General features: G+C 66.1%; 25 protein-coding genes and 4 pseudogenes. 13 read left to right on the plus strand and 16 right to left on the minus strand.

What is annotated here, in order from left to right; genetic code table 11:
* Positions 1–45 precede the first annotated feature (45 nt).
* From RHA1_RS37975 to RHA1_RS37995, 5 genes are read right to left on the minus strand one after another with little or no spacing between them, the layout of a single operon-like run.
* Complete coding sequence (locus RHA1_RS37975) at positions 46–435, minus strand: nuclear transport factor 2 family protein (protein ID WP_007296678.1); 390 nt, start codon at positions 433–435, stop codon at positions 46–48.
* Between the two features lie 49 nt (positions 436–484).
* Entirely contained in the window at positions 485–1,561 is a 1,077-nt protein-coding gene (locus RHA1_RS37980) for a maleylacetate reductase (RefSeq protein ID WP_007296677.1), read from the minus strand.
* Positions 1,558–2,454 carry an intradiol ring-cleavage dioxygenase gene (locus RHA1_RS37985; RefSeq protein WP_007296676.1) on the minus strand — a complete coding sequence of 299 codons (897 nt, stop codon included), beginning with the start codon at positions 2,452–2,454 and terminating at the stop codon, positions 1,558–1,560. Before RHA1_RS37985 ends, RHA1_RS37980 begins: the two co-directional genes overlap by 4 nt.
* A gap of 14 nt (positions 2,455–2,468) precedes the next feature.
* Complete coding sequence (locus RHA1_RS37990) at positions 2,469–3,194, minus strand: SDR family NAD(P)-dependent oxidoreductase (RefSeq protein ID WP_011599305.1); 726 nt, start codon at positions 3,192–3,194, stop codon at positions 2,469–2,471.
* A gap of 44 nt (positions 3,195–3,238) precedes the next feature.
* A complete protein-coding gene (locus RHA1_RS37995) occupies positions 3,239–4,090 on the minus strand; it encodes a sugar phosphate isomerase/epimerase family protein (protein WP_007296674.1) in 852 nt (283 codons plus the stop codon).
* Between the two features lie 256 nt (positions 4,091–4,346).
* Between RHA1_RS37995 and RHA1_RS38000 the strand changes: the two genes are divergently transcribed.
* From RHA1_RS38000 to RHA1_RS38015, 4 genes are all read left to right on the plus strand, one after another.
* Entirely contained in the window at positions 4,347–4,997 is a 651-nt protein-coding gene (locus RHA1_RS38000; protein ID WP_007296673.1) for a helix-turn-helix domain-containing protein, read from the plus strand.
* 167 nt (positions 4,998–5,164) lie between these two features.
* Positions 5,165–6,370, plus strand: coding sequence for an MFS transporter (locus RHA1_RS38005; protein ID WP_007296672.1), 1,206 nt, complete (start codon positions 5,165–5,167; stop codon positions 6,368–6,370).
* A gap of 71 nt (positions 6,371–6,441) precedes the next feature.
* Positions 6,442–6,663 (plus strand): antitoxin MazE family protein, encoded by a 222-nt coding sequence (locus RHA1_RS38010; protein WP_011599308.1) that lies wholly within the window; start codon positions 6,442–6,444, stop codon positions 6,661–6,663.
* Positions 6,660–6,989 carry a type II toxin-antitoxin system PemK/MazF family toxin gene (locus tag RHA1_RS38015; protein WP_007296670.1) on the plus strand — a complete coding sequence of 110 codons (330 nt, stop codon included), beginning with the start codon at positions 6,660–6,662 and terminating at the stop codon, positions 6,987–6,989. The genes RHA1_RS38010 and RHA1_RS38015 overlap by 4 nt, the downstream gene beginning before the upstream one ends.
* Positions 6,990–7,137: 148 nt before the next feature.
* Here RHA1_RS38015 and RHA1_RS38020 read toward each other — a convergent pair whose 3' ends face one another.
* Both RHA1_RS38020 and RHA1_RS38025 read right to left on the minus strand, forming a co-directional pair.
* Positions 7,138–8,019 (minus strand): SDR family oxidoreductase, encoded by an 882-nt coding sequence (locus RHA1_RS38020; RefSeq protein ID WP_011599309.1) that lies wholly within the window; start codon positions 8,017–8,019, stop codon positions 7,138–7,140.
* Positions 8,016–8,441, minus strand: a complete 426-nt coding sequence (locus RHA1_RS38025; RefSeq protein WP_011599310.1) for a nuclear transport factor 2 family protein — start codon at positions 8,439–8,441, stop codon at positions 8,016–8,018. The genes RHA1_RS38020 and RHA1_RS38025 overlap by 4 nt, the downstream gene beginning before the upstream one ends.
* 62 nt (positions 8,442–8,503) lie before the next feature.
* Here RHA1_RS38025 and RHA1_RS38030 point away from each other — a divergent pair, with 62 nt between their 5' ends.
* The 4 genes from RHA1_RS38030 (at position 8,504) to RHA1_RS38045 (ending at position 11,286) form a co-directional block, all read left to right on the plus strand.
* Entirely contained in the window at positions 8,504–9,148 is a 645-nt protein-coding gene (locus RHA1_RS38030; protein WP_011599311.1) for a TetR/AcrR family transcriptional regulator, read from the plus strand.
* Positions 9,149–9,482: 334 nt separating this feature from the next.
* Positions 9,483–10,037 carry a DUF6226 family protein gene (locus tag RHA1_RS53765; protein ID WP_050787565.1) on the plus strand — a complete coding sequence of 185 codons (555 nt, stop codon included), beginning with the start codon at positions 9,483–9,485 and terminating at the stop codon, positions 10,035–10,037.
* 89 nt (positions 10,038–10,126) lie between these two features.
* Complete coding sequence (locus tag RHA1_RS38040; RefSeq protein WP_007299267.1) at positions 10,127–10,642, plus strand: DUF6578 domain-containing protein; 516 nt, start codon at positions 10,127–10,129, stop codon at positions 10,640–10,642.
* Positions 10,639–11,286 (plus strand): hypothetical protein, encoded by a 648-nt coding sequence (locus RHA1_RS38045; RefSeq protein WP_007299268.1) that lies wholly within the window; start codon positions 10,639–10,641, stop codon positions 11,284–11,286. Before RHA1_RS38040 ends, RHA1_RS38045 begins: the two co-directional genes overlap by 4 nt.
* Positions 11,287–11,327: 41 nt before the next feature.
* Here the strand turns inward: RHA1_RS38045 and RHA1_RS38050 are convergent, their stop codons facing one another.
* Together RHA1_RS38050 and RHA1_RS38055 are read right to left on the minus strand one after the other, a co-directional pair.
* The gene (locus tag RHA1_RS38050) at positions 11,328–11,774 is read right to left on the minus strand and encodes a hypothetical protein (protein ID WP_237727057.1); all 447 of its coding nucleotides are present in this window, start codon (positions 11,772–11,774) and stop codon (positions 11,328–11,330) included.
* A 323-nt stretch (positions 11,775–12,097) separates the two neighbouring features.
* Positions 12,098–12,697, minus strand: a complete 600-nt coding sequence (locus tag RHA1_RS38055; RefSeq protein ID WP_007299270.1) for a recombinase family protein — start codon at positions 12,695–12,697, stop codon at positions 12,098–12,100.
* Between the two features lie 176 nt (positions 12,698–12,873).
* On the opposite strand from RHA1_RS38055, the gene RHA1_RS38060 reads away from it, so the two are divergent.
* Positions 12,874–14,133: an IS701 family transposase gene (locus tag RHA1_RS38060; protein ID WP_011595195.1), complete on the plus strand. Its 1,260-nt coding sequence runs from the start codon at positions 12,874–12,876 to the stop codon at positions 14,131–14,133.
* 214 nt (positions 14,134–14,347) lie between these two features.
* On the opposite strand, the gene istB is transcribed toward RHA1_RS38060, so the two are convergent.
* A complete protein-coding gene (gene istB / locus RHA1_RS38065; protein WP_011599313.1) occupies positions 14,348–15,118 on the minus strand; it encodes an IS21-like element helper ATPase IstB in 771 nt (256 codons plus the stop codon).
* 8 nt (positions 15,119–15,126) lie between these two features.
* A complete protein-coding gene (istA, locus tag RHA1_RS38070) occupies positions 15,127–16,641 on the minus strand; it encodes an IS21 family transposase (protein WP_011599314.1) in 1,515 nt (504 codons plus the stop codon).
* A 248-nt stretch (positions 16,642–16,889) separates the two neighbouring features.
* On the opposite strand from istA, the gene RHA1_RS38075 reads away from it, so the two are divergent.
* Positions 16,890–17,396, plus strand: coding sequence for a hypothetical protein (locus RHA1_RS38075; protein ID WP_007297898.1), 507 nt, complete (start codon positions 16,890–16,892; stop codon positions 17,394–17,396).
* A gap of 102 nt (positions 17,397–17,498) precedes the next feature.
* On the opposite strand, the pseudogene RHA1_RS38080 reads toward RHA1_RS38075, so the two are convergent.
* Positions 17,499–18,645 (minus strand): annotated as a pseudogene (locus RHA1_RS38080) (IS30 family transposase).
* A 65-nt stretch (positions 18,646–18,710) separates the two neighbouring features.
* Positions 18,711–19,697, minus strand: coding sequence for an IclR family transcriptional regulator (locus RHA1_RS38085; protein ID WP_011599318.1), 987 nt, complete (start codon positions 19,695–19,697; stop codon positions 18,711–18,713).
* Between the two features lie 104 nt (positions 19,698–19,801).
* On the opposite strand from RHA1_RS38085, the pseudogene RHA1_RS38090 reads away from it, so the two are divergent.
* The 3 genes and pseudogenes from RHA1_RS38090 to RHA1_RS52540 all read left to right on the plus strand — a co-directional run.
* Positions 19,802–20,980: pseudogene (locus RHA1_RS38090) on the plus strand (NADH:flavin oxidoreductase).
* Between the two features lie 247 nt (positions 20,981–21,227).
* On the plus strand, positions 21,228–21,929 hold the full coding sequence (locus RHA1_RS52535) for a Ca2+-dependent phosphoinositide-specific phospholipase C (RefSeq protein ID WP_007297812.1): 702 nt from the start codon (positions 21,228–21,230) through the stop codon (positions 21,927–21,929).
* Positions 21,920–22,228 (plus strand): annotated as a pseudogene (locus RHA1_RS52540) (NHL repeat-containing protein); the annotation flags it as partial. The gene RHA1_RS52535 and the pseudogene RHA1_RS52540, both read left to right, overlap by 10 nt.
* A gap of 475 nt (positions 22,229–22,703) precedes the next feature.
* Here the strand turns inward: RHA1_RS52540 and RHA1_RS38105 are convergent.
* From RHA1_RS38105 to RHA1_RS38110, 3 genes and pseudogenes are all read right to left on the minus strand, one after another.
* Positions 22,704–25,052: an FHA domain-containing protein gene (locus RHA1_RS38105; protein ID WP_007297810.1), complete on the minus strand. Its 2,349-nt coding sequence runs from the start codon at positions 25,050–25,052 to the stop codon at positions 22,704–22,706.
* 561 nt (positions 25,053–25,613) lie between these two features.
* Positions 25,614–25,876: pseudogene (locus RHA1_RS47300) on the minus strand (acyl-CoA-binding protein).
* Positions 25,833–26,507, minus strand: coding sequence for a hypothetical protein (locus RHA1_RS38110; protein WP_007297808.1), 675 nt, complete (start codon positions 26,505–26,507; stop codon positions 25,833–25,835). The pseudogene RHA1_RS47300 and the gene RHA1_RS38110 overlap by 44 nt, the downstream one beginning before the upstream one ends.
* Between the last annotated feature and the right edge of the window lie 55 nt (positions 26,508–26,562).

Raw genomic sequence — 26,562 nt, forward strand, 5'->3', positions numbered from 1 at the left:
GAACTCCGCCGGCACACCGGTGCACGGGGGTCGGGTGAGGGGGATTTACGCGGTGGGCACCGGGGTGGGCTGGTAGGCGAGGAATCGCCAGCCCGCATCATCGGTGTACTTCCACACGGCCAGGCAGCGGTTACGCAGCTTCTTCTCGCGTCCGTCGGCGGTGATGCTGGCGTTCATCTCACCGATGACGAGCGCGACGTCGTCGACGATCCGGATGAACTCGATCGGGTGGTCGATGTCGTGATAGACGTAGTAGCCCGACCGCACCTTGTCGAGGTAGGAGTCGAGGCTGTCCGTGTCGCCGGAGGAGTGCGAGTAGGCCAGGTCGGGGTGGCTGAGCTCGGCGAACCGGGCCAGGTCCTGCTCGACGATCGCCCGGTACCGGGCGTTTTCGAGGTCCCGGATGGTGGTCGTCGCGTCGTGGGTAGCTGTCACGTCGGCTCCTGGGCTGTTCAGGGTGGGTGAGGGTGGGTGTCGTACCGGGTCATCGGCGGGTGGGACGATCGCCGCGCAGAGCCTGGCCGAGGAGGTGGCGCAGCCCGTCCTCGGTGACCGGGGTCGGGTTCGAGTAGGGGTTGGACAGGACCTCGTCGATGACGGCAGGGAGTTGGGTTTCGCGTACGCCCAGTTCTTCGAGCGAGTGCGGGATCTGCAGCTGCTGCTCGAGTTCCCACAACGCGGTCGACGGGTCACCATCGGTGCCCAGGGCCCGCTGCAGGGCGGCCCGCGCTGCCGGGGCGTGGGATTCGTTGTAGCCCAGCACATGGGGCAGCACGATCGCGTGCGTCTGGGCGTGCGGCAGGTCGAGGGATCCACCGAGGACGTGGCAGAGCTTGTGGTGCAGCGACATCGTGGTCGCCCCGAGGCAGGCGCCGCACAGCCATGCCCCGTAGAGGGCTTTCGACCGGGCGTCGAGATCGTTGCCGTCGGCGACCACCGCCGGCAGCGATTCGGCGAAGGCGCGTACTCCCTCTTCGGCCATCAGCGAGATGATCGGTGAGGCGTCCGGGGCATAGAGCGCCTCGACGGCATGCGCGACCGCGTTCAGACCGCTGGCGGCCGAGATCTCCGCCGGCAGCGTGGCGGTCAGCTGTGGGTCGTAGATGACGCTCTGCGGCAGCACCTTCGCGTCGCGCCCGGTCTGCTTGCGCCCGTCGCGGGTCAGGCCCCAGATCGGGGTCATCTCCGATCCGGCGTAGGTGGTGGGGATCGCGATGATCGGTAGCCCGTGTTCGAGGGCGATCGCCTTGCCGAGGCCGATCGAGGAACCACCGCCGATCACCACGCAGCTGTCCGCGCCGAGCTTGCGGGCCCGGTCCCGGGCGCGGTCCGCGGTCTCGACCGGCACGTGCATGCGGGCCTGGTCGAAGATGCCGGCACCGCGGTCACCGAGGTGATCCATGACGAGATCGGCCAGATGCTTCTGCTCGGGGGTGCACAGCACCAGCGCCCGGCTCAGCCCGAGTCGGTCGAGTTCCTCCCCGATCTTGGTCACCGCGCCGACCTCGAAGCTCACCCGCATCGGCAGGGCCTGATAGTGGAAGGAGCTGGTGAAGGTCACAGTCCGGCCTCCTCTCGTACCTCGGTTTCGAGCAGGGTCACATCGAAATGGACCGTGCGGAAAGGATTGTCGAACCCGAGCTGGCGGGCCCGTTCCGGGTCGTCGACGACCGGGAACTCCCGGATCAGGCTTTCCTTGACCCCGAACACGACATCGGAGTCGATGTAGGGGGTGCCGTCGACGAACAGGTGGGTGGTGACCGGTTCGTGGCCGGGCGCGGTGACGATGAAATGCACGTGCGCCGGCCGGTTGGGATGGCGTCCGGTGATCGCCAGCAGCTCCCCTACCGGTCCGTCGTCGGGGATGGGGTAGTACCGGGGAACGATCGAGCGGAACCAGAACTTGCCCTCGTCGTCGGTGGTGAACAACCCACGCAAGTTCAGTTCCGGCTGGATGCCGGGTTGCTGGACGTCGTAGAAGCCGTCGGCGTTGGCCTGCCACACGTCCACGCTCGCCCCGGCCAAGGGGGTGCCGTCCGCGCTGCGGACCTGTCCGGTCACCAGGCACGGCTCACCCCCGTCGTCGAGGGCGATGGTGTCGCCGAGCTCGCGCGGCGGGGAGTCGACCATGTGGAACGGGCCCAGAACGGTCTGCTCGGTGGCGTGATCGAGGGCGCGGTGGTTGATCGTCTCGACCAGCATCGATACCCCGAGGACATCGGAGAGCAGGATGAATTCCTGACGCACGTCGTTGCAGGTGTGCCCGGTGCGGGTGAGGAACTCGATGCCCTTCTCCCACTCGGACTCGGTGAGCTGGACGTCCTTGACGAAGTCGTGCAGGTGCTCGATCAGGGAGGTCAGAATCTGCCGCAGCCGGGGATCGGTGTCGGCTCCGAGGCTGTCGATCACCACCTCGGCTGAGCGGCCTTCGGTGAACAGTCCACGATCGGTCATCGGTTCAACTCCTTTCACGGTGCGGTGTAGCCGCCGTCGACCGGCAGTTCGATTCCGGTGACGTAACTGGCCTCGTCGCTGGCGAGGAACAGTGCCCCATAGGCGATTTCGCGGGGATTGGCGGCACGCTTCATCGGGGTGGCGGCGATCACGTCGGCGGTGATCGCCTCGTCCTGAGCGTCGATCATCGGGGTGCTGGCCAGACCCGGGTGCAGGGAGTTGACCCGGATGCCGTCGTCGACGTACGACAGGGCGGCGTTCTTGCTCATCATCCGCACCGCGGCCTTACTGGCCTGGTAGGCCGAGACTCCGGCGGCGCCGACGATGCCCCAGATCGACGAGACGTTGACGATCGAGCCGGCGTGCTGGGCCTGCATCGTCGGCAGGACCGAGCGCATGCCGTAAAAGACCCCGGTCTGGTTGACCGCGATGATTTTGTGCCAGTCGTTGAGGTCGATCTTGGCGATCGCCTCGTAGGAGCCGACGAGGCCGGCGTTGTTGACCAGGATGTCGATCCGCCCGTGCTGGGCGACCACCGAGTCGACGAGCCCCTGCCAGCTGTCGAGCTGGGTGACGTCGAGGGGGGTGAAGGTGATGTTCGGGTGATCGAACGGTTCCGGCTCGCGCAGGTCGCCGACCACCACCCTCGCGCCTTCCTCGGCGAACAGTTCCGCCGTGGCGCGGCCGATACCGCGGGCTCCGCCGGTGACGATAGCTACCTTCTGATCCAACCGCGCCATTGCGATGTCCTCTTCTTTCGGTATTCGATCGGTATCCGGCCAGGTCAGCGCAGGTACTTCATCGACGCTTCATAGGCGGCGGGAACGGCCTCGCCGATCGGGAGCTTGCGGTACTCGGCGGACAGGATCTCCACGCCGTAGATTCCGTCGTAGCCGGTCTTACCGATGGCGTCGACGAAGCCTTGGACGTCGAGTTCGCCCTCACCGGGAAGCCGGCGACCGTTGAAGGTGTCGGCGATGAGGTCACCTTCGAACGTCAATGGAGCATCGTCGAGTTCGACGTCGAAGATGTACTTCGCCGGGATGTCGGCAAGAGTGTCGAAGTCGACGCCGGCGCGGGCGACGTGCCAAATGTCGATCAACAACCCGCCAGCAGGATGATCGGCCTTGGCGATGAACTCGAGTGCCTGCTGCGGGGTCTTGACGTTCACGAACGGCATCGGCTCGAACACCACCGTGGTACCCGCGTTTGCAGCGTCGGTGCAGAGCTTCACGAACTCGGCCGCCATGTAGTCCGCATCAAATTCACCACCGCTGAAGTCGCCGCCGACCTTGATGTGGCGGGCGCCGAGGGCCTCGGCGGCCCGGAACATGTTCGCGCGAATCTCGTCCGCGGCCGCCCGGCGCTCGTCGGTGAGAAACCAATTCTCCAGAAACTCGAGCTCAAGGTGAGCGATGCCGTTGTCGGCGAGCATGGTCTTGACGGTGGGGAACCCGTACTGCTGCTCGGCGTCGAGAAGATCCAGGTAACCAATGCCCACGCCGGTGAATCCGGCCTTCGCGGCAACCTCGATGCGCTCCTGGAAGCTGTGCGGACTGCGATCGTTCTCCGCGTTGCCGGCGTCGGCGTCACCAGCGGTCGTCCACGTTCCCGCGATCAATTCGATCTTGCTCACTATCAAATCTTCCTTCCAGAGGGGGTTGGGTGGGTTGCATCCTGCGGCGTAGCGCAGGTTCATCACGATGCCAGACCGACCAACTCGATAATTCATCCTGGCTTAAATCTGTGACTCCAATCATGCAAGTCGTGTAGTGTGAATGTCAACATCGGGCGATGAACTGCGGTGTTGCACCACCGCCGGAGTTAAGCCAGAGTGGATATCGAGCGTCAGACACACAGAACGGGGCACAGTGGTGGAAGAGGAAATCGGCGTGGCCTTGAAGCGGGCCCGCCTGGACAAGAAACTGTCACTGCGCCAGGTCGCCGATCAGCTCGGCATCTCCACCAGCCTGCTCTCGCAGGTGGAGAACGGAAAAACCCAGCCGTCGGTGAAAACGCTCTTCGGTCTCGCGACCGTGCTCGAGGTCTCCCTCGACAAAATCCTTTCCGGTCGCAGCGGACTCGACATCGAGCTCCCCGCGGACCGCGACGCCGCGGCCGGTATCCAACGCGCCGCAGACAATCCCGTCCTCGAGATGGAAAACGGGGTCACCTGGCAGCGGCTGGCCACCGGCGGTCGTACCGAGATCGAACCGCTCTACGTCACCTACGAGGTCGGTGCCTCCAGCTCGGTCGACGGCAAACAGATGCGCCACGACGGAGCCGAGTTCGCGTACATCCTCGAAGGCACGCTGCGGCTCCGGCTCGACTTCGACGAACACGATCTGGGCCCCGGCGACTCGTTCTGCTTCGACTCGAGCCGACCACACCTGTTCTACAACCCGGGCACGGTACCCGCCCGCGGCGTCTGGTTCGTCTTCGACACCGCGACCCACACCGCCGACGTCAAATCGCTGCTCGACGCGATGCGAACGGCCAACGGAAGCGGCCAGGGCCGCACCCATCTGCCTATGTTCAGGTAACCCCACCAAGAGCCTGTCCCCCACCCCCGGCGACCTCCGCCGATCGCGCTGCCTGCCGGTGAGTCACCTGCACCGACCTGAGTGCCTTCTAGATGCGTAGTGCGCGCACCACACCGTGAATAACTGTCCGACGGCGTGCACACTTGTCGCTGCCGAGAGGAATCTCGATGTCCCGAGCCGATACCACCCCGGCCACCGAGACCCGTACGGCCATGCCGACCTGGCTCGTGCTGCTGATCGCAACCGCCTGCGCAGTGGTGGTCGCCAATCTCTACTACTCACAGCCTTTGATCGGCGAGATCAGCGCATCTCTGGGCCTACCTGCCCAGTCAGCGGGGCTGATCGTCACCCTCACCCAGATCGGCTACGGCGTAGGACTTCTCCTCGTCGTACCCCTCGGTGATCTCTACGAGAACCGCACCCTGGTAACGGTCCTGCTGGCCGCCGAAACGGTGGTCCTCATCGCAGCGGCCCTCGTCACGGCGCCGATTGCCTTCCTGGTGATCTCCGCACTCATCGGGCTCGCCGCGGTCGCAGTCCAGGTGTTGGTTCCCTTCACCTCGCACTATGCCCCCGAACACCAGCGCGGCCGGATCATCGGCACGGTCATGGGCGGCCTCACCATCGGAATCATGCTGGCCCGCCCTGCCGCGAGCCTCATTACCAGCGTGTGGTCCTGGCGGGCCATCTACGTCCTGTCCGCCCTCCTCGTCGTGATGATCGGCGCCGCGATCCGATTCACGATGCCCGCCCGGCGCCCCGAACACACCGCGGGCTACCGCGCACTGCTGGCATCCCTACCTCGCCTCGTGCGCGACATCCCGGTCCTGCGCCGCCGCGCGCTCTACCACGCCTGCCTGTTCGGGGCGTTCAGCCTCTTCTGGACCGCCGTTCCGCTGCTGCTGACCAGCGACGCGTTCGGAATGTCCCAGAGCGGAGTCGCACTGTTCGCCCTCGTCGGAGCCGCCGGAGCCATCGCATCACCGATCGCCGGCAGAATGGCCGACCGCCACCGAACCCGATCATGGACGCGGATCGCCATCGGCTGCGTCCTGATTGCACTGCTGGCCGCGGCCCTCGCCCCCGCCGGATCCGCCCTCGGGCTCTCAATCCTCGTCGGTGCGGCAATTCTGCTCGACTTCGGCGTCATGACCAATGTAGTGCTCGGACAACGCGCCATCTACAGCCTCGGACCCCAACTACGTGCCCGCCTCAACGGCCTCTACATGGCCATATTCTTCGTCGGGGGCGGAGTCGGCTCAGCACTCGGCGGATTCGTCTACGCCCACCACGGATGGACAGCCGCCGCACTGACCGGGGCCGTCCTGCCCGTCCTCGCCCTCGGATACTTCCTCACCGAGCGACACGACTAACACCCGGATGACGATCGGCCAGCGGACGCACGTCTGTTGTCGACTGAACCCGTTACATGTAACATTGGCGGATGGCGAGCACACGAGAGCGGGTACGCGAGCATCGCCGGCGGTTGCGCGAGCAGGGCCTGCGGCCTGTTCAGATCTGGGTGCCCGACGTACGGGCTCCGGAGTTTGTCGCGGAAGCTCACCGCCAGTCGGCTGCCGTCGCGGCGAGCGAGCATGAAGCCGATGACCAGGCATTCGTTGATGCCATCTCAGTCGATTGGGATGAGGCGGAGCCCGGCGAGTGAGGCGGGGCGACATCTACATCGCTGCTGCGCGTGGCGCCTACACCGGCAAGCCGAGACCCGTGGTCATCGTCCAGGACAATCGGTTCGACTCGACCGCTTCGGTAACGGTGTGCCCGTTGACGACCAATCCCGTCGAGGCGCCACTTGTCCGGATCGCCGTGCAGCCGACCGACACCACCGGAATCGAAAAGCCAAGTCAAATCATGGTCGACAAGGTCACGACGATGCCGCGGGCAAATGTACGCGACCGCCTCGGCCAACTCGCCGATGCCGATCTGGTTCGGCTGGACCGCGCACTTGTGGTATTTCTCGGGCTTGCCGATTGAGCCGGCTCGCTCGGCGGAGCGATGCCGCAAGCGGTTCTGCTTCCGGAACGCCCGCCAGTCCACACGTTCGCCTGAGGGAGGGCGTTGTTGTCGATTGCGAGGGGTGTTTGTCTCTGGTTGGCAAATTCGGCTGGCTCCGCGGTGGGGGCTACGGGCTGAGTGCTGCTGCGATGTTTGTGGCCGGGAGTTGCGGGTATCGGTCGTGCAGCGGTGACGAGTCGAATGTCATGTCGGCCGTGTCCATGTAGAGGGCGAGTTCGGCGAGTCGCGCCTGTGCGGTCGGCCAGAGGTGACCGGTCGCAGCGAGCGCGCGCAACACGAGTCGGGGAACATGCCGGGCGCGGACAGCATTGTCGCCGATCCGATTTCCGAGGATTTTCGTAAGTTCGCCGAATGTGAGGTTTCGGGGCCCGCCGATCTCGAACAGTTGGCCACGGGTGCTGGCGTCGAGTGCGACCAGTTCGATCAGCGCGGCGACATCGTCAATGGCAACGAAGTTGATCGGATTATCGCCGCGACCGAAGAGGACCGGCCGGCCGGATCGACCGGCGGACTGCGCGAGAAGGTCGAGGTACAGCTCGGCGAATGCGGTCGACCGGACGATCGTCCACGGGACGCCACTGGTTTGCAGGTAGTGCTCGGCGACCGCCTTCATCCGGAACAAGCCGATCGGATGGTTGGCAGTCGTGCCGATTGCGGAGACGAGAACAAACTCGGCACCTGCGGCGCGTGCGGCGTCGACAAGGTTGATGATGCCGTCGCGGTCCACCGCCGCCGGGTTCACCCGGCCCGGGCCGATCAGTCCGTGCACCGCCGAGATGACGAGGTCCACCCCGTCAACAGCCGGCCGCAGTGATGGCGCATCACGGACGTCACCGGTCACGGTCTGTACACGTTCGGCGGCGAGGCCGGTCGCTGCGGCGCTTGCGGGATCGCGGGTCAGAACGCGGACCTGGTGTCCGCGCGCGGCGAGCCGGTGCACGACCAGCGAGCCGAGGCGGCCGGTGCCCCCGGCGACGAGGATGATCATCGGGCACCGACTTGCGCGTGGACGGTGGGCTCGACTCCGACGGGCGAGTCATCGACCGGTTCGAGGTAAAAGCGACTCCATTTCGCGCGACCGTCGTCGACACCGAACACGATCACTCCGCGCATCAGATGCGGGTGCCCATCGCGGCGGGTGCCGACCATCTCCCACTCACCCCAGATGGTGTCGCCGTCGACCGCCCAGCGCAGCACCCTGGCCCGTAAATCGGGCACGCCGCCGAAAATTTCCGTCCAGTTGCGTCGCACCTGCTCGCTGCCGGTGAATCCGCGCGCCGGATGCGCCGGCGTCTCGTTGAGATAGTCCGACGCGAAGCAGTCCACTACTGCGTCGAGATCATGTGCGTTGACCGCGTTTTCGAGTCGGCGGAGCATCGCCAGGGTGGGGTCGGGCTCAGGTGTCGGCATCTCGCACTCCGTCAAATTTTAGATACAGTGTGGTGTATCCAATATGAGGAGTATCCGCCCCGATGACCGACCCAGTCAAGACTCCGCGACGCTACGACGCCAGCCTCCGACGCAGCCGGGCGCGGATGCGCCAGCAGAAGGTGCTCGACGTCGCGCGGGAGATGTTTCTGCGTGATGGCTACGCCGCCACGACCGTGGCGGCGATCGCCACCGCAGCGGACGTCTCGGTCGAGACGATCTACAAGACGTTCGGTGGCAAACCCGGCCTGATCCGCGAGATCCAGGCCGCGGCACTGACCGGGACCGGCCCCGTGCCGGCTCCGCAGCGTTCCGACCATATGTCGGCCTCCGAGCCCGACCCCGAGGTCGTGCTTCGGAATTGGGCAACCCTGGCCACCGAGGTTGCACCTGCGGTGACGCCGATCATCGGGCTCGTCCGCGCCGCCGCAGCGACCGATCCGGATATGGCCTCACTGCTCGACGACATCAATACCCAACGCCTCGCCCGGATGACGCACAACGCGCGACGTCTCCGCAGCCACCTGCCGCCGACGATCTCGCTCGAACATGCCCGCGACGTGCTGTTCACCTACACCGCGCCCGAAATCTACGAGCTACTCGTCCTCGCCCGACATTGGAGCGTGGAACAGTACGCCGAGTTCATCTATCGCGGCATGGCCGCACAGTTGCTGCCCCCGCCCGACTGACGGACATCTCCACTCCCACCATTGACACCGAACCCAAACCGGGCTCCGCACCTGCAGGCGACAGGGGGTTCACCGACCCAGTGGTCCGCCGGGAGCTCGGGGTCGGGCTCCAAGAATCCGCCCGGACAAAGATCCACTTCCGGAACGCGTCGGTGACGGTTCCCCTGAGACGCCGGGTTCCGACGCCTAAGGGTTCCTACTCGATCTGTGCCAGGTAATTGCGTTGCCGCTGATCTGAGTTGCCGAGGACGATGGACCTACTGGCAGCGAATGCCGCAATCGGCACAGGAACGGAGCGGTGGTGGAAGATCCACCGGCAGAGGCATACGGGCGGGTGACGAACCCGGAACGGTTCGCCCCGCTGCTTCCGGCTGCCGAGGATCTGATCGCCGACCTGGAGCGCCGGTTCGATGTCAGTGTCGCCCGTGGTCCCGCGCCGCCGTCGGAGTCGGCGACAGTCGAGTTGGTGGAGTTGGTGGAGATCACTCCTATTCGCGTAGACCAGGCGCCGTTGGCGATCACCTTCACTTCGTTTCCTGGTCTGTATCTCGACGCGGGCGCATGGGCGCACATCGCGCTTCCCGCGTGCGGGTGTGACGCGTGTGATGAGTCCGCGGAGGACGTCTTGCGGGAGTTGGCCGAGTATTCCGAGGCGCTGACTGCCGGGCAGCTGTCCGAACGGATCACCGGTAGATTCCGGCCGATCCTTGAGCATTCCTGGGACGGCGAAGGCTGGGTTCGGAGCGGCACAAGACGAGACTGTCCGCGGCACAGGCCGCTGAGCTGCGTGCCAGACCGGTGCAGCCGCCGACAGATGGGCGCTGGCGGCCGTGGTCCCTCCGATCCTGAGCACGCGGTGGCGGCTCCGACACCGGTTGCCGATCCTTGACCGGATGCCTGTTGGTCCGTGATAGTGGTCGGAGGTGACCCCGAGTCCGCGGCGTTCGTGCCGCGGTTCCCGAGTACTCGGGGCCTGACATGCACAGGTTCACCGAACCGACCCCAGTCCCCACACGCGTCGACCTCATCTCCGTGTTCGTGGAGAACTGGGAGATCGAATGCTGCGGTATCCCTCCCGTAGTCGGATACGACACGTGTGCATTGACCTTCATCGAGTCGGCATCCGAACGAGGGAGGTCCCTGCCTGACGATGCCCGCTGGAGCCGACGGACCCACCTCATCACTGCCGGCGGGATCGAGGCCTACTGGCCAACCACCGACGCACCGCAGGTAGACGCCGTGTTCGGCTACTTCTCCGGCACCCGTCACGGGCCGACCGTGCCCGATGGAATACACCCCACGACGGGACTCGTTGTGGACCTACAGTTGGAAATCGCCGAATACCAGCAGACCGCCTGCCAGTGGCAACCGATCCCCGACGCGAGGCTGCTGCGGCGCATCCACGCGAGTCCCAAGTGGTTCGCCAACAACCTCGACACCACCGGATGCATCGAGACCGGGGTCCTCATGGAGCTGGCGGTGATGCGCCCATGAGGAATCGACTCGCCGATCCACGACGCCAACACGTCATCGGTGCCGTCAGCCAGCTTGTGGACGGCATCGCCCGCCAGGATCGATGGACGATCGCACGGCGATCCACCGGGCGACTACTCGACCAACTGCTCTCGCACAGCGGCGATCCCGCATTCACTTACCGGAGTGGGAGCTACAGCCTGGGCGTGGACGGTGCTCCCGTTGCGGTGGTCGAGGACGACGACACCGCCGTGGTGCTCGGGGGCGTCTGCTCATCAACTGGGCGCGACCCGATACCCGTTGCCGCCGTACTGGTGGCCTCGACCGCGGCGCCGCGCACCTGGCTCGTCGCGTCGCTGGACATCGCCACTGCCGTCCACAACGACTTTCAACGCGCGATCCAGCACGGACGGTTCTCCGAGACGATCGACGCCGACATCATCGCCCGACACAGTCCCCTCGACACGAGGGCCGCCGCGATCGACTGGGACGACCCCACCGTCGTACTACGCAAGAGCTCGAACGGGACGACCACGGTGGCGGACGCCCTCAGCGAGTTGGCCGAGTGGGACCAGCGAGCGTGGACGTGGATCGCCGACGAATGTCCGACGTTCGGCGGACTCTATCTCCGTGCCCGCCACCCCGAACTCGTCCGCCAATACTGACCGGTGACGGATCCTCGATCGGTGAAAGGGATCGCGGGCACTCAGGACAACGAACGATCCCAACTGACTGACTCGAACAGATCCCGCATGCAGTGTTCCTGGCTGTCACGGGTGCCGGGATCGGACACCCACGTCTTGTACAAACCCGGAGCAGCGCGGTTGATCTGCACCTCCCGCGAGTTGTACGCATCATCCGCAGGCAGCGGGCCCACGCCCGCAATCTGCCCAGCACAAAGAGCCGGGTGAAGCAGGCCGTCCGTCACACGGGAAGACAGGAGCCGCACCCAGACGTTCATGCCGGCCTCCCGCCGGTCCATCCGCGGCGCCCCGAGAGGATCGAGAATCGCCCATCGACGTTCGGCACGGTTCTCATGGGTAAGACCCGACGTCGCCTCGAGAACGATTCGACCGACTCGGGTATCGAGACCATGGGCGAACTCGGTTTGCTCCCGTGCGATGGCTTTGCTGAAGTACTCGAGTTGGTCCAACCCGGATCGTGGCCCGCCTTCTCTGAGTGGGTAGCCGGACAGATCCATCAGGAGGTTGTCGACGGCGTCCCGGAGAAACGGATCCTGAGCAGATGGTGTTCGAAGCCGACGCGCCTCGGCGAGGGTGATAACGCCCTGCAGAAGAAGTTTTTCCACCATTCGCTGATCCTCACGCATCAACCAGCTCATGCCACTCCAGCGGGATCGATCTCGGTGCGCGCCCCCATCGCCACAGTCTAAGAGCCGACAGGTATCGGCACGTCCGATAGCCGAACGTCCGCCGGTGCGGCCGGCCCGGCGAACGTTCGAAAGGACTGAAAGCGCTAGGTACTGGAAACTGAGTAACCGTCGTGTTGAGGTCGGCGGGCGCGTTTAATCGCCCGGTACACCGTCGACCGGCCCACCGAGAACAAATCCGCCAGTTCAGCGGTCGAGTACTCGCCTGACGTGTGAAGCTCGACCAGGTGCCGTTCCTGGCGTGGGTTGAGCTTCGGCTTCTTGCCCTTCAGGTGTCCCTTCGCCTTCGCGATCCGCATCCCCTCCCTCGTTCGTGCCCGAATCAGGTCGCCCTCGAACTCGGCGACCATCGCCAGGACGTTGAACAACAGGCGGCCGACCGGGTCGGTCGGATCGTGCAACGAGGCTCCGATCTGTAGGCACGCGTTCCGGGACGTGAGCTCGTCGACGATGTCCCGGGCGTCGGGCAACGAACGAGCCAGGCGATCCAACTTGGTCACCACGAGAGTGTCGGTGTTTCGGCACGCTGCAAGGGCGTTCTGCAGACCGGGCCGCTGACGAATGGTTCCGGTCAAGCCGTGATCGACGTAGATCCTTTCCGGTGAGACGCCGAGCTTGAGCAGTGCGTGCTGCTGTGCGGTCAGGTCTTGCTGATCGGTGGACACTCGTGCATACCCGATGTACATCGCTGATTCCCATCTCTTGAACGCGCAACGCCGGCGGCGTGGTGCTTGGGACTCAACGGTCAGATAACACGACGAGGGCTATTAGACCCGCTCCCGATGAGCTAGTGCCCTAGTAGTACTTTGTTAGCTCGGCGTGTCGGCTCGAGTTTTCGTGGTTTTCTCGAGAGCATGCGGGCATGGATACAGCCGCTCTCGCCCGGGTCGGGGAACAGTTGGATACGTTTGTCGGTGAGGTGTTCTCGTCGCTGGCACGGAAGGATCAACGGGAGAAGGCGGGGCTGTATGCGCGGGGGTTGATGCTCGACGGCCGGCGGAAGTCGATGCAGCCGATGGCGCAGCGGTTGCAGGTCGACCATCAACAGTTGCAGCAGTTCGTGACGACCTCGCCGTGGGACGTGGTTCCGGTACGGAAAACCCTCTCCCGCAAAGCGTGCGATCTGATCGCCCCGGATGCGTGGGTCATCGACGACACCGGGTTCGTCAAGGACGGCGACCGCTCGCCGGGTGTGGCCCGGCAGTACTCGGGCACCCTCGGCAAGGTCGGCAACTGCCAGATCGCGGTCAGCGTGCACGCGGCCACCGATGCCGCGTCGGCCCCGTTGGACTGGCGACTGTTCCTGCCGCAGAGCTGGGACGATCGGTCCACCACCGATCCCGATGCGGTCGCGGAGATCGCCGCCCGCAGGAAGCGGTCCGCGATCCCCGACGCGGAGCAGCACCGCACCAAGTGGGAGATGGCGATCGAGATGATCGACGAGCTGATCGAGTGGGGCCGGATTCCGCCGACCACGGTGGCGGACGCCGGCTACGGCGACGCCACCGCCTTCCGGCTCTCGCTGACCGAGCGGGGCATCGACTACGTCGTCGCCGTCAAGGGGTCCACCAGCGCCTTTCCCGGCGACGCGGTCCCCGAGACACCTCCCTACAGCGGGCGCGGACGGCAACCGGCCCCGCGCTACCCGGGACCGGCCGCCAGCTGCAAGGACCTGGTCCTGGCCGCCGGACGGAAGGCCCTGCGGACGGTGACCTGGCGCCGCGGCGGCAAGGCCGACCCGACCAATCCGACCGCGGCGATGCGCTCGCGGTTCGCCGCACTGCGCCTCCGCCCGGCGAACCGCGACATTCCCCGCGCCGACGACGGCACCCTGCCCGAGCTCTGGTTGCTCGCCGAGTGGCCCGCCGGCGCCGACGAACCGACCGACTACTGGCTCTCCACCCTGCCCGCCGACACCCCACTGAAAGAACTCGTGCGCCTGGCGAAACTCCGCTGGCGCGTCGAGCACGATTACCGGGAGCTGAAAACCGGTCTCGGACTGGATCATTTCGAGGGTCGTTCCTGGCTGGGCTGGCATCACCACGCCACCCTGGTCACCGCCGCTCACCTATTCCTCACCACCCTCCGACTCACCGACCCAAAAGCAGCTGGGCAGGACTGAGCCTCTACGCCGTTCTCCGCGAACTCCAACGCGCACTTGCCCGTTGGATCGGTACCTGCCCACTCTGTGACCACACCTTCCCAACCTAACAAAGTACTACTAGTGCACTGCCGTTGGCGGATCCCTGACCGCGTGGGTCTTCGCTAGCGGGACTGAGTTTCGTCAAGTGGTCTGGCCCCGTTGATCGGCATGAATTGCGGCCCCACTGGTGGGGTCAGGCGCGTTTTCGGTGGTGGGTCTTGCTGGTGCGCAGTCGATAGGATTGGGTGCCGGTTTCGAGGATGTGCGCGTTGAAGGTGATGCGATCGACGATCGCGGCGACCAGTCGTGGATCGGGAAAGACGGTGCCCCACTCCGAAAACGGCAAATTCGATGCGATCCCAATACTCGCTCGTTCCTCCCGTTCGGTGATGATCTGGAACAGCATTTCCGCTCCGCGGGGATCGATTTGGACGTAGCCGAGTTCGTCGAGCAGCAGCAGATCCAGGCGCCCGTAGCGGGCGACGACGCGGGAGAGGATCCGTTCGTCGGCGGCCTCGACGAGTTCGTTGACCAGTTGGGCGCAGGTGATGTAGCGGACTCGGCGGCCTTGTTCACAGGCTGCCAGGCCGAGCCCGATCAGCAGGTGTGATTTGCCGGTGCCGGAATCCCCGAGCAGCACCACCGGTTCGCCGGCGTCGAGGTAGCCGCCGGCCGCGAGATGCCCGAGCGTGCCCGCAGAGATGCCCGGCACGGCATCGACGTCGAAGTCGGCGAGCCGTTTGATGCGGGGGAACTTGGCGTCGTTGAGTCGACGCGTCCGGCGTCGTTCGGTGCGGTCGTCGACCTCGGCGGCGAGTACTTCGGCGAGAAACGCCAGATGTGATTGTTGTTCTCGGACAGCGATTTCGGCGATCCGGACCGCTTCGGTCCGGATGGTCGGCAGATGCAGTTCGCGGGTAGCCGCGCCGATCGCGGCCTGGGCTGCGGCATCGGAGGAGACCATGTGAGACCTCAGCTTCCGGTGAGCAGGGTGTCGTAGGCGGTCAACGACGGAACGGGACGGTCGTAACGGGTGAGCACTCCGATCGGGACCGCGGGGGTGGAATCGGTGCGGGCCAGTCGGCGGGCATCGATGAGGACGAGTTGGGGATCGATGCACCCGGTCTCGATGGACCGGTCCAGGGCCTGGCGCAGTACTTCGGGGGCCAGGCCGCGGTGCGCGAGCAGCACGTCGATCAGGGCGCGGGTGCCGGCGCGGTCACCGAGCAGGTTGCGGGCGCTGTCCCAGTACCGCTGGTGGCTGACGGTGAACGCCCCGACCGCCTTGGCCTGCGCCAACGCGGTCGCCCCGGGAAGGGCGCCTGGTTTGCGGATCAACACCTCGAGGTAGTGATCGAGGGTGAGGACCTCGGTGAACCGGCCGAAGGCCCGGTCGTGAACCGCGACCATCCGAGACCCGTCGAGCACCTCGACCCGGCCCGCGCTCAGCCGCACCGGCAACCGCCGGCCCGCGTAGCGGGCGGGCACGGAGTAGAAGTTCTGCCGCACCGACACCCGCGCATGGGTGTCGACCCGCGCATACAACAGTCGCGCGCAGTCGAACGGCTCAGCAGGCAGCGGGAGCAACGCGGGTTGCTCGTCGGCGAACGCGGCGGCCACCGTGATCGGTCGGCCCCCGATGACCCGGGTGTCGTCGATCAGGTCCGCGGCGGCGACCTTCTCGTTGAGTTCGGTCAACGACGCGACCTTCGGCACCGGAACCAGGTGCCGGCGCCGGAATCTGCCGATCTCGCCTTCCACGCCGCCTTTCTCGTGGGCGCCACCCCGGCCGGGGATACAGAAGAACGAATCGAAGCCGTAGTGGCTGCGCAGGGCGACGAATCGGTCCGACTCGACCCGGTCACGACCCCGAAGCACCCGCACCACAGCAGGTTTGAGGTTATCGTAGCGGATACGATGCGGCACACCGCCGAACCACTCGAAGGCCCGCACGTGTCCCTCGAAGAACGCCTCCTGCGCCTGGGTGCCGAACACCACGTGACAGGCCCGCCCCGAATGCGACAGGCGCATCACGAACATCCAGCACTTGGTCATCTCCCCGCCGATGACCGCGTAGACCTCCCCGAAGTCAACCTCCGCCTCCGCGGCCGGCAGGTGGGTCTGCGGCACCGTCACCTCGACCTCGACCAGCCCCAACTCGCTGCGTCGGCGGCGCACATACCGGGTCACCGTCGCTTCCGACATCGTCGCCCCGTGCTCGGTGACCAACCGCTGCCACACCCTCCGCGCGGTATGTCGCTGCTTGCGCGGCGCCTGCTGGTCGGCAATCAGCCAGGAATCGATCAGCTCGGACCAGTCATCGATCGCCGGCCGGACCCGGCGGCGATACGGTTTGCGCGGCGGTGGCACCGCCGAGGCCAACGCCTGCCGCACCGTGCGTCGATGCACCCCGTGCCGCTGGGCCAACTCCCGAATCGACAATTCCGAATCCCGCCGATCACGGCGGATCTGCTCGAATAATTCCATCCGCGAACCCGATCTCTTCACCGGTCCTCCCTCGCTGAAACACGTCCAACGAGGAGAATCCGAACCCGGGTGGGGCCAAGATTCGTGCCGACACGCCGCACCACCCGTCCGCAACCACCGGCCACCTCAGCCGGGGCCGGAATTCGTGACGATCAGTGGCCGAACTGGGGCCTACTCAGGTGACCACACCCACGGGACAGAACTACTTTGTCACCCGGAGCAAAGATCTGCCCGTTCATACTCGAACGATGTCGCAGTTCAGTTGGATCGACAACCCCGTCTCCCCGGAACTGGGTGCAATCGCGCACGGACCGCTCCTGCTATCCGACTCGAACGGCTACCGCGTGGGACTTCGATACCTCATCGCGTATCGGAATGTCATGGATATGGCGCTGACCGTCTCCGCTTCGGGATTGAAGTCAGCGGAGCTTGCCGCCCAGTTCCGCACCACCTCCGCCCAGTTCCGCACCACCTACGGTGCCGCCGATCTGCCTTTGGTTGGAACGTCCGAGGGTGGGTTCAGTACGTGGGTGGTGTCGCCCGACCTGAACATTTACACGGAGAGGTCGAGCCAGAATCCGCACACGGAGGAAGGACACTACGTCCGTGAGTTCTCCCATGTCATCAATGGGCGTCCCACCGGCACCTCCCTCGAAATCGAGTACCGATGGCCCACCATCGGCCTCGACCGGACACGCGTCGTCTTGGAGATTCCACCGGCTCGAGCTCTCGACGAAGCGATTGTGCCGATCTGATCCGCCTCCGCCTCCGCCGAGGAATGCGATCACCCACGGGACGGGTCGAAGGCTCAACGGTCGGACGGTTCGTCCCGGTCATGGTTCGGCGGATTCTGGCGGTCATCGCAACAGCAGTCGTTCCATCTCTTCGATGGGTGTGCGAAATTCTAGCCGTTTCCGGGGGCGCTCATTGAGTTGCCGTGAGACCCACTCCAGGTCTGCTTTCGAGTGCACACTCAGGTCCGAACCTTTGGGGAAGTACTGACGGAGAATGCCGTTCGTATTCTCGTTGGTCCCGCGCTGCCAGGGTGCGTGTGGATCACAGAAGTAGATGTCGATGCCGGTGGCCGCGCTGACGCTCTTCCAGTCCCGCATCTCCGAACCCTGGTCCCACGTCAAGGTTCGGCGCAGGCTCGTGGGCAGCGTCTCGAGCTGTTCGGTCAACGCGGGTGCGGTCTGCTCGGGCTTGTATCCGTCGGGCAGATGAACGAGCATGACGGTGCCGGTGGAACGTTCGACGAGTGTGCCGATGCGCTCAGATTCCGTTTGCCGATAATGAGATCACCCTCCCAATGTCCCGGTACTACACGGTCTTTCACGTCTTTGGGGCGGTCCGCGATGTTGGCCATGTCGGGGATCCGATTCTTGCGCTGGCCGGCCTTCCGACTGGGTCGGCGCAGCCCACGTCCGGTCCGCAGCGACCGGGTGAGGGTGTGTTCGAGTCCGCCGCGCGAGGGTTGGTAGAGCGATTGGTAGATGGTCTCGGTGCTCACCCGCATCTGTGGATCGTCGGGGAAATCGAGTCGGAGGCGGCCCGCGATCTGCTCGGGTGAATGGCGCTCGGTCAGGGATTTCTCGACCGTCTCGCGCAGCGGCGGATTGGTGGCGAGCTTGGACGGCTTGGGCCGCGAGGCCCGATGGTAGGCGGCTGCGTGCGCCGATCTGGCTCGGTACCGCCCCGACGGCTCACGATTGCGGGCGATCTCGCGTGAGATCGTCGACGGACTCCGGTTCAGGGCTTTCGCGATCTCACGAAGCGTGTGACCTGCGGCGATGCCGATGGCGATCTCTTCCCGCTCCGCGAACGTCAAACACCGGCCCTTCAGGTTGCGGCCACGCCGGGGACGCACCCCACCACAGGCCGCAAGCCACCGAGCACCCTGTTTGCGATACGAGCCGGCCGCCTCGGCCGCGCCCGTGATGAACTCACCCGCCGCCATCCCCGACCAGAACGTCTGAAAGATCTCCGGAACCATCCGATGAGAATATTTCGCCATGTGCAACACCCTTTGATCAGTGGTGTTGCGATCACCGCACGAACCCAAGGATCGCTTACCGGCCGCCGAGGGCGATGCTCGCGTGTTGTGCCGAGTCGACGAGGGCGGTGGCCCATTGCGTGCACTGGGCCATCGTGGCGTCTACGCGTTCGGGGACGAGGGTCAGGGTGTACTGCTGACTGCCGTGCCGATCGAAGATGGGCGCGCTGATGTGGGCGACCGGGATGGTGGCGGTGGCATCGATGGGCTCGGTGAGCAGATACTCGGACCAGTCGGTCGGCGGGAGATGCCGGCAGAGCTCGTCGATGATGCGCTGTGGCAATCCCGAGGATAGGAGGCTCGCGAGCACGACGGTCGACGTACCGGATGTGCGTAGGCATTCGATGATGTAGCCGCGCCGACGTCCACCGTCGATGATGGCGCGGACCGACTCGTCACCTGCCGCCTCGTCACCGGCCACCAGGGGAAGCAGCGGCGGCCGGCTCAGCCATGCGTCGACCACCGTGTCGTGCTCCCACGCGATGTTCACCAGCCCGAGAGGCGGCGCCAGCGGCAATCGCTCGCCGACGAGGTCGCGGCGGTCCCCGGCCATCGCGGCGCCGAGCCTGTCGAGAATCACGATGTGGCCGTCGTGCGCGGCGCTGAGGACACAGCTGATACCCAGGCGATCGTGCAGCGCGGTCACGAAGGGGCGAACCAGATCGAGATTGGCGAGCCCGGATTCGGCGGCCGACCCGAGGCGCAGCAGCGCCGGCCCGAGGCCGTACGACTTCGCCGCATCTCGCGTGACGAACTCCGCATCCGTCAACGCGGTGAGGATGCCCAGGCAGGTGGGTTTGTTCAGATCGAGAGCGGCCGAGACCTGGGTGAGCGTGAGCCGTTCGCGCGGCGTGTCCGCCAGCAGATTGAGGATCTGCACGACCCGTTCGGTCGGCGGCGACTTCCGCTCGACCACCGGCGGGGTCGGCGTTTTCCCGGTGCCGACTCTTGAGACGGCCAGCGGAGTGTGCTTAGAATCACCCGCAGATTTGAAATCTTGCATTCATATTTTGTAACACATGGGTGTGTTGGGATCCAGCCCGATCCCGCCTCGACTGGCATACCCAGCACCCGACTTACCGCACCACCGTCAATCGGAGAACAGAGATGACCTTGCACCACCCCGATGCGCTGGCACCGGCACAGCTCGGCCCGATCACCCTGCGCAACCGGATCATCAAGTCGGCGACGTTCGAGGGAAGGACGCCGAACGCCCTGGTCACGGATGAGTTGATCGAGTTCCATCGGCGCTCCGGCGGCGGGCGGGGTGGGCATGACGACCGTCGCCTACTGTGCGGTCGCGCCGGAGGGGCGCACCGAGTACGGGCAGCTGTGGATGCGTCCGCAGGCGCTGCCGGGCCTGCGGCGGCTCACTGACGCGATCCACGCCGAGGGAGCGGCGGCGTCCGCGCAGCTCGGCCATGCCGGGCCGGTCGCGAACGAGAAGTCCACCGGGTATCGGGCACTGGCACCGTCACGGTCGTTCAACCCGTTGAGTATGCGGATGATCCGATCCGCCTCCGCCGCCGACATCGCCCGGATCACCCGGGCGCACGGCACCGCCGCCCGGCTCGCCGTCGAGGCCGGATTCGACGCGGTGGAGATCCACTTCGGGCACAACTACTTCGCGAGCTCGTTCCTGAGCCCGAAGCTCAACCGCCGCACAGACTCCTACGGCGGTTCGCTCGCGAATCGGGCCCGCATGGTCCTCGACACCGCACGCGCCGTGCGCGGCGCCGTCGGCGACAAGATCGCGATCCTGGCCAAGCTGAACATGGACGACGGGGTGCCCGGCGGCTTCTGGATCGACGAGGCCATCCAGGTCGCGCGGTGGCTCGAGGCCGACGGCAGCCTCGACGCCCTGGAGCTGACGGTGGGCAGCTCACTGCTCAACCCGATGTACCTGTTCACCGGGGACGCGCCGATCCGCGAGTTCGCCGCGGCGATGCCGCAGCCGGTGCGGTCGGGGGTGCAGCTGGTCGGGAAGCGAATGCTCCACACCTACCCCTACCGGGACCTGTTCATGCTCGAACACGCGCGGCAGATCCGCGCGGCGGTGACGCTGCCGCTGGTACTGCTCGGCGGGGTCACCGACCGGGCCGGCATGGACACCGCGATGGCCGAGGGCTTCGAGTTCGTCGCGATGGCCCGGGCCCTGCTGCGCGAGCCGGACCTGGTCAACCGGATCGCCGACGACGCCTACACGAAATCGCTGTGCATCCCTGCAACAAGTGCATGCCGACGATCTTCACCGGTGCCCGCTGCGTCCTCGTCCCCGACTGCTGAAACCGTCCCGAGCGCGTTGCCCAGGGCTTGAGGGGCACCGCACGAGGTGCATACGTGGTCCGCGCTACTCCACACCTCCCGCCCGAGATCCGCACAGCATCTCGCGTTCCTGCCGGCAGGCGGGAGACCGCGGGTGTCCCGTCGACCTACCCAGACAGTCTTCGAACCAACTCAAAGGAGAGTCATGCATTTCCCACGTCCTTCGTCGAGGCGCAGATGGACCATCAGGGCTGCCATCGCGGCATCGATGTGTTCGCTTCTCGCCGGAGTCGCCGCTCCGACGGGCAGCGCCGCTCCGCCCGGCGGCGGACACAATCCCTATCCGCTCGATGACACCCTGCGGATGAACCAGATGCAGACCATGGGCACCCACAACAGCTACCACACCGGGCTGATACCGCAGGGCCTGCCGCCCTCGGTGGCCGCCAGCTTCCCGGGCTACACGCTTCCGCAGATCACCGCTGCGCTCGACTACCGGCACAAGCCCCTGACCGAGCAGCTCGACAACCTCGGTGTGCGGCACATGGTCTTCGACGTCTATGCCGACCCGCAGGGTGGCCGCTACGCCGACGCCCCGATGCTCGCCGAAGTCGGAGCGCCGACCCGGATGGCCGACCCCGCCTGGAACGAGCCGGGAATGAAGGTCTTTCACGTACCGCAGGTCGATCAGCAGACCTCGTGCGTGAAATTCACGCAATGCCTCCGCGAACTCAACGCATGGTCGGACCGGAACCCGGGCCACCTACCGTTCATGGTCGTGGTCGAGATCAAGGACATCGACGTGATGAACACCGATCCCCATCCACCGCTGAGCCCGTGGGGGCCCGGGGACTACAACCGGCTCGATGCGGAGATTCGGTCCGTGGTCGGCAACAAGCTCATCACCCCCGACGACGTCCAGGGCAAGTACCCGACCCTCGAGGCCGCCGTGAAGGACAACGGGTGCTGAAGCTGGCGGCCGGGTCGAGCACACAGACCGAGCTGTTCACCGGCCTCAGCTACCCCTGGGGGGTGGCGGTGGACACCGCGGGAAACGTGTACGCCGCCGACTGGAACAACCGGGTGCTGAAGCTGGCCGCGGGGTCCACCACCCCGACCGAGCTGCCCTTCACCGGCCTCCACTACCCCGAGGGGGTGGCGGTGGACACCGCGGGGGCCGTGTACGTCGCCGACTGGCGCAATCTCCGGGTACTGAAGCTAGCGGCGGGGTCGAGCACCCCGACCGAGCTGCCCTTCACCGGGTGGTGAAGCTGGCGACGGGGTCGAACTCGCAGACCGAGCTGCCCTCCACCGGCCTCAACAATCCCGAGGGCGTGGCGGGATAGCCGGGGGCCGTGTACGTCGCTGACGTGCTGACCGTCTGCTGCCACCGCTGCGGCGACGGCCCGCTGATCCCGAGGCCGACGATCTACCGACTTCGGCCCTGGCCTGGCTCGAGCGGCACGGATGGGCAGCGAGCCCGGACCTGCTGTGCCCCAACCACTCCTGACGTCTGGGTATCACGGGCGGGCGTCCCGTTCGCTCGGCTCAGTACGCATCGGCACGGCCCGCATCGTGATGTCCTCTGAAGAAATGCCAGGAAACTGAGACAGATTGCGGTGGCCATACCGTGAGACAAATGATAAACGCGCAGGTCGCAGCGCCCATATCCGATGCGCTCAGTTCAGCGGCTGCGTGTGACGTCGCCTCTGGCGGCGTGCGTGTCGGTCTGTCATCGCTTAAGTTAAGACTTCAGGCGGAGGTGACGCAGGGTCGCGAACCCAAGCGCCGCGCCGAGGACGACCAGAATCGCAACGTCGAGCAACCATATCTCGGATGTGTGCTGCCACAACTCATCTGGCTGCACCGTCGCGACGTGTGCCCGAAGATCGACCGTCGACGCCCCGGCCGCGAAGCCCCATCTCGCTGGGAACAACCAGGACAGCTGGTCGAGCACGGCTCGGTCGGTGACCGGGATCAGCCCACCGCACATCACCAGCTGCGCCATGACGGTCACGACCAGCAGCGGCATCACCTGGTCACTCGACCTCGCGAGCGCGGAGAGCAGCAGCCCCACCATCACACAGCAGCACGCCGTCAGGGCGATGTCGACCAGCAATTCGACACTCCCCGGGGGGATCACCGCACCCGAACCGGGTGCCCCCTTACCTGCCACCACGATGCCCACGAGCACGATCGATTGTACGAGGGCGGCGAGGCCGAACACGATGCTCTTCGCGAACAGGTACGCGGCCGGCAGCAACCCGACTGCACGTTCGCGGTGGTAGATCGTGCGTTCGCCGACGAGGTCGCGTACCGACAGCGCCGACCCCATGAAACAGGCGCCGAGAATCAGGAGCACCATGACCTGCGCCGGCTCCGTCGGTGCGCCCGGGCCGGCCATGCCGAAGCCCGCCTCACCCGGGACCACGAGCGAGAGCGCGCCCAGGACGAAGGGGAGCACGACCAAGAAGGTGAGATAGCCGCGATCGGCGAGGATCAGCCGAAGTTGGCGGCGCGCCACCGTGGAGATCTGTCTGCCGGTGCTGGTGTGCGCCGGCCTGCCGGGTGGTCCGACTCGGGGCGGCGCAGGGGCGGGCCGCCTCGACCCCCGTGCCTCCCGCGCCCGGTATGCGGCGAACACGCCGTCCGGGTCCGCGCTGACCCTGGTGAAGATCTCCGCCCAGTCCGAACTGCCCAGTGCGGCTCCGACTCCGGCGGGGTGTCCGCAATAGGCGGTCTTCCCGCCCGGAGCGAGCAACAGCACCTGGTCGCACATGTCGAGGTGCGTGACCGAGTGCGTGACCACCACGACCACCCGACCGGCGTCGGCGAGTTGGCGCAGCATCGCCATCACCTGCCGGTCCAACGCGGGATCGAGGCCCGAGGTCGGTTCGTCGAGGATCAGCAGCGACGGGCCGGTCAGCAGCTCCAGCGCCACCGACGCACGCTTACGTTGGCCGCCGGAGAGCCGGTCGACCCGGGTGTCGGCGTGCTCGGTGAGCGCGAGCTCCGCGAGTACCCCGGCGATCACCCGGTCGCGGTCGGCGGCCGTCGTATCCGGCGGTAACCGCAACTCGGCCGCGTAGCGCAGCGCCTGGCGAACGGTGAGCTGGCGGTGCAGCACGTCCTCCTGCGGGACCAGCCCGATTCGGGTGCGCAGCGCCGGGTACTCGGCGTGCAGATTACGGCCTTCGAAGGTGACCGCGCCGCGGGAGGGACTGGCGGAGCCGGCGATCACCCTTGCCAGCGTCGATTTCCCGGCACCGGACGGTCCGATCATCGCGGTCAACGAACCCGGCCCGGCGCCCATCGAGACGTCGACCAGCAGTTGTTTGGTGCCCTCGACGACGAACTCCACGCCGTGCAGACTCAGGCCCGTCTCCGCGGGGGCACGTTGCCGATGCCGGACGCTCCCGCCCGCAACGACGAGGTCGACCTTGCCGATCGTCACGATGTCGCCCTCGCACAGCACCGTTCTCCGCGTTCGGGCACCGTTGACGAAGGTGCCGTTGACGCTGCCGAGATCTTCGATGCCGAGGCCCTCTCCAATTCGGACGAGCCGGGCGTGGCGTCGCGAGGCGAGTACATCGTCGACGACGATCTGATTTTCGCCGGTACGACCGATGGTCAGACCCGCCGGTGGAATACGGGTGGGTGCACTGATCGGCGCCGTCGACGGACGATGCCGGACCGGAGGCCGCTGCGTGGTGCTCGCCATCACCGTCTTGTGCACAACGGGGGTCGGCGTGTGCGCGGGCGTCGGTGAACGCTCACGTCGTGACCGATGAGGGGTCAGCACCACCAAGGGCCCGGTGGCGGGATCCCCGAGACGCAGCTGAACCTGTTCGTCCACGCGCACCGGTTGAACGACACGCCGACCGTCGATGAAGACCCCGTTGGTGCTGCGCCGGTCGGTGAACACCCAGCCGCCCTGCCACGACAGCTCCGCGTGGACCCGGGACACCCAGGGACTGTCGACGGTCAGGCCGACCTCGGGTGCCCGGCCGATCGTGACCGGCTCGCCAGAGTCGAATATCCGGTCCACACCGTGGATGCGGACGGTAATCGCGTGCACCCCCGGTTTGTTCATACACCAAATCATATTCCAGTCGGTGACTCGCCGATGCCCGCCACCTGCGGTTTCACACCCGGGAGCGCAGGTCCCGGCGCGAACGGTCACCCCGACCTTCCGGAGCCCCTCGAGATCCGAACAGCCGGACTCGGCCATCGAACGGCGCGGTGCGCCCACCAGATTCAGCGAACGAACGGGTCGTCACGCGGTGGCACGCACCGACCACCGGTGGCGTCCACGGTGCAGCACCTGCAGGGCGATCCGCACCGGCGACCGCGTTGATTCGCGCGCCACACCGTGCGCCTCCCCCGACACCCACCACGCGTTCGATGGTGTACCCGGTGAACACCTCGTACAGCAATCATCGAGAAAGAGAATCAAAAGCCGCCTGGGGTCTGAGGGGAATCGATCACACCTAGGAACCGAGGTCGCTCAGCGCAGTTACCCGTCATCCCGCATGTCCTCAACCATGAGCATGAGGCATCCGGTGCACCCGGTGTACCGGATGAAGTCGACAGCCGAGGGCATGTATGACGCCGTGCCGCCAATCTCGGCGGCGGTGCGGAGCCTCCCCCGAACTCAGCCCTGCGTGAGCCGGGCTACCAGGTCGACGTAGCCCTGCTTGGCGTCGGCACTGCTCGTACCGCCAACGTGGCCCAGGCGTCGTACTTGGCGCGGTTGACCATGTCGAACCGCCCGGGCCGCTTGCCCTCGACATCACCCTGCGACCCCTGCTTGAGCAGCGCGTACAGCCGCAGTAGCTCAGTGTTTCGCCCAGCCCAGGTAGGGCGCCACCCGTCAGGTGACCGTGACCGTTGCGGCGACCGCTCCGCTGCTGTCACACACCACGGTCACGGTTTGCTCGCCGGGTGGAGTACCAAAATACAAGGTGAGAGAGCCGGTATCATCCACCACGCCATCGAGGAAGAGCGCCTCGTTCGCGTCGGTGGTGGCTACGCATGTCTCTCCCGGCGCCGCGCCGGCAATGAAGATGTCGGCACCGCCGGGGCCGCCATAGATGTTAACGAAGTAGCCCTGGGCGGGTCCTGGGGCCGGTGCTGGGGCCGGTCCCGGGCCGGGTCCGGTGGGTGTGACCGTGACCCATTGGCCGTAGCCTCCGCTGCTGTCGCACGCCAGAGTCACCTGGTGGTCGCCGGGCTCGGCCGGAATAAGGATTGCCAGAAAACCTGCATCATCCACTACGCCGCCAAAGGTGTAACCGTTGTCGTCGACCAGACAGTTCTCCCCTGGCGTACCGTCGGTTACATATACTTCGACCTCGCCGGCATTGCCATACATCTCAACGGTTCCTGCGGCGGAGGCTATTCCATCGCCAAAAAGCACCAGGGGAACCGTGGCGCCGACACACACAGCGGCACGAAGACCGGTGTGTTTCATGATCGAACCCGTGACTGGGGGCGCCGGTGTGTCGGCGGCGACGCGAGCGGCGGACTTGACGAACTCGGGGAACATGGCGGGTCCTTTTCTGTGAGTGCCTCGGCGGGTAAGAAAAGGATCTGGCATGCCG

Origin of the sequence: Rhodococcus jostii RHA1, assembly GCF_000014565.1 — a bacterium.
GTDB lineage: Bacteria > Actinomycetota > Actinomycetes > Mycobacteriales > Mycobacteriaceae > Rhodococcus_F > Rhodococcus_F jostii_A.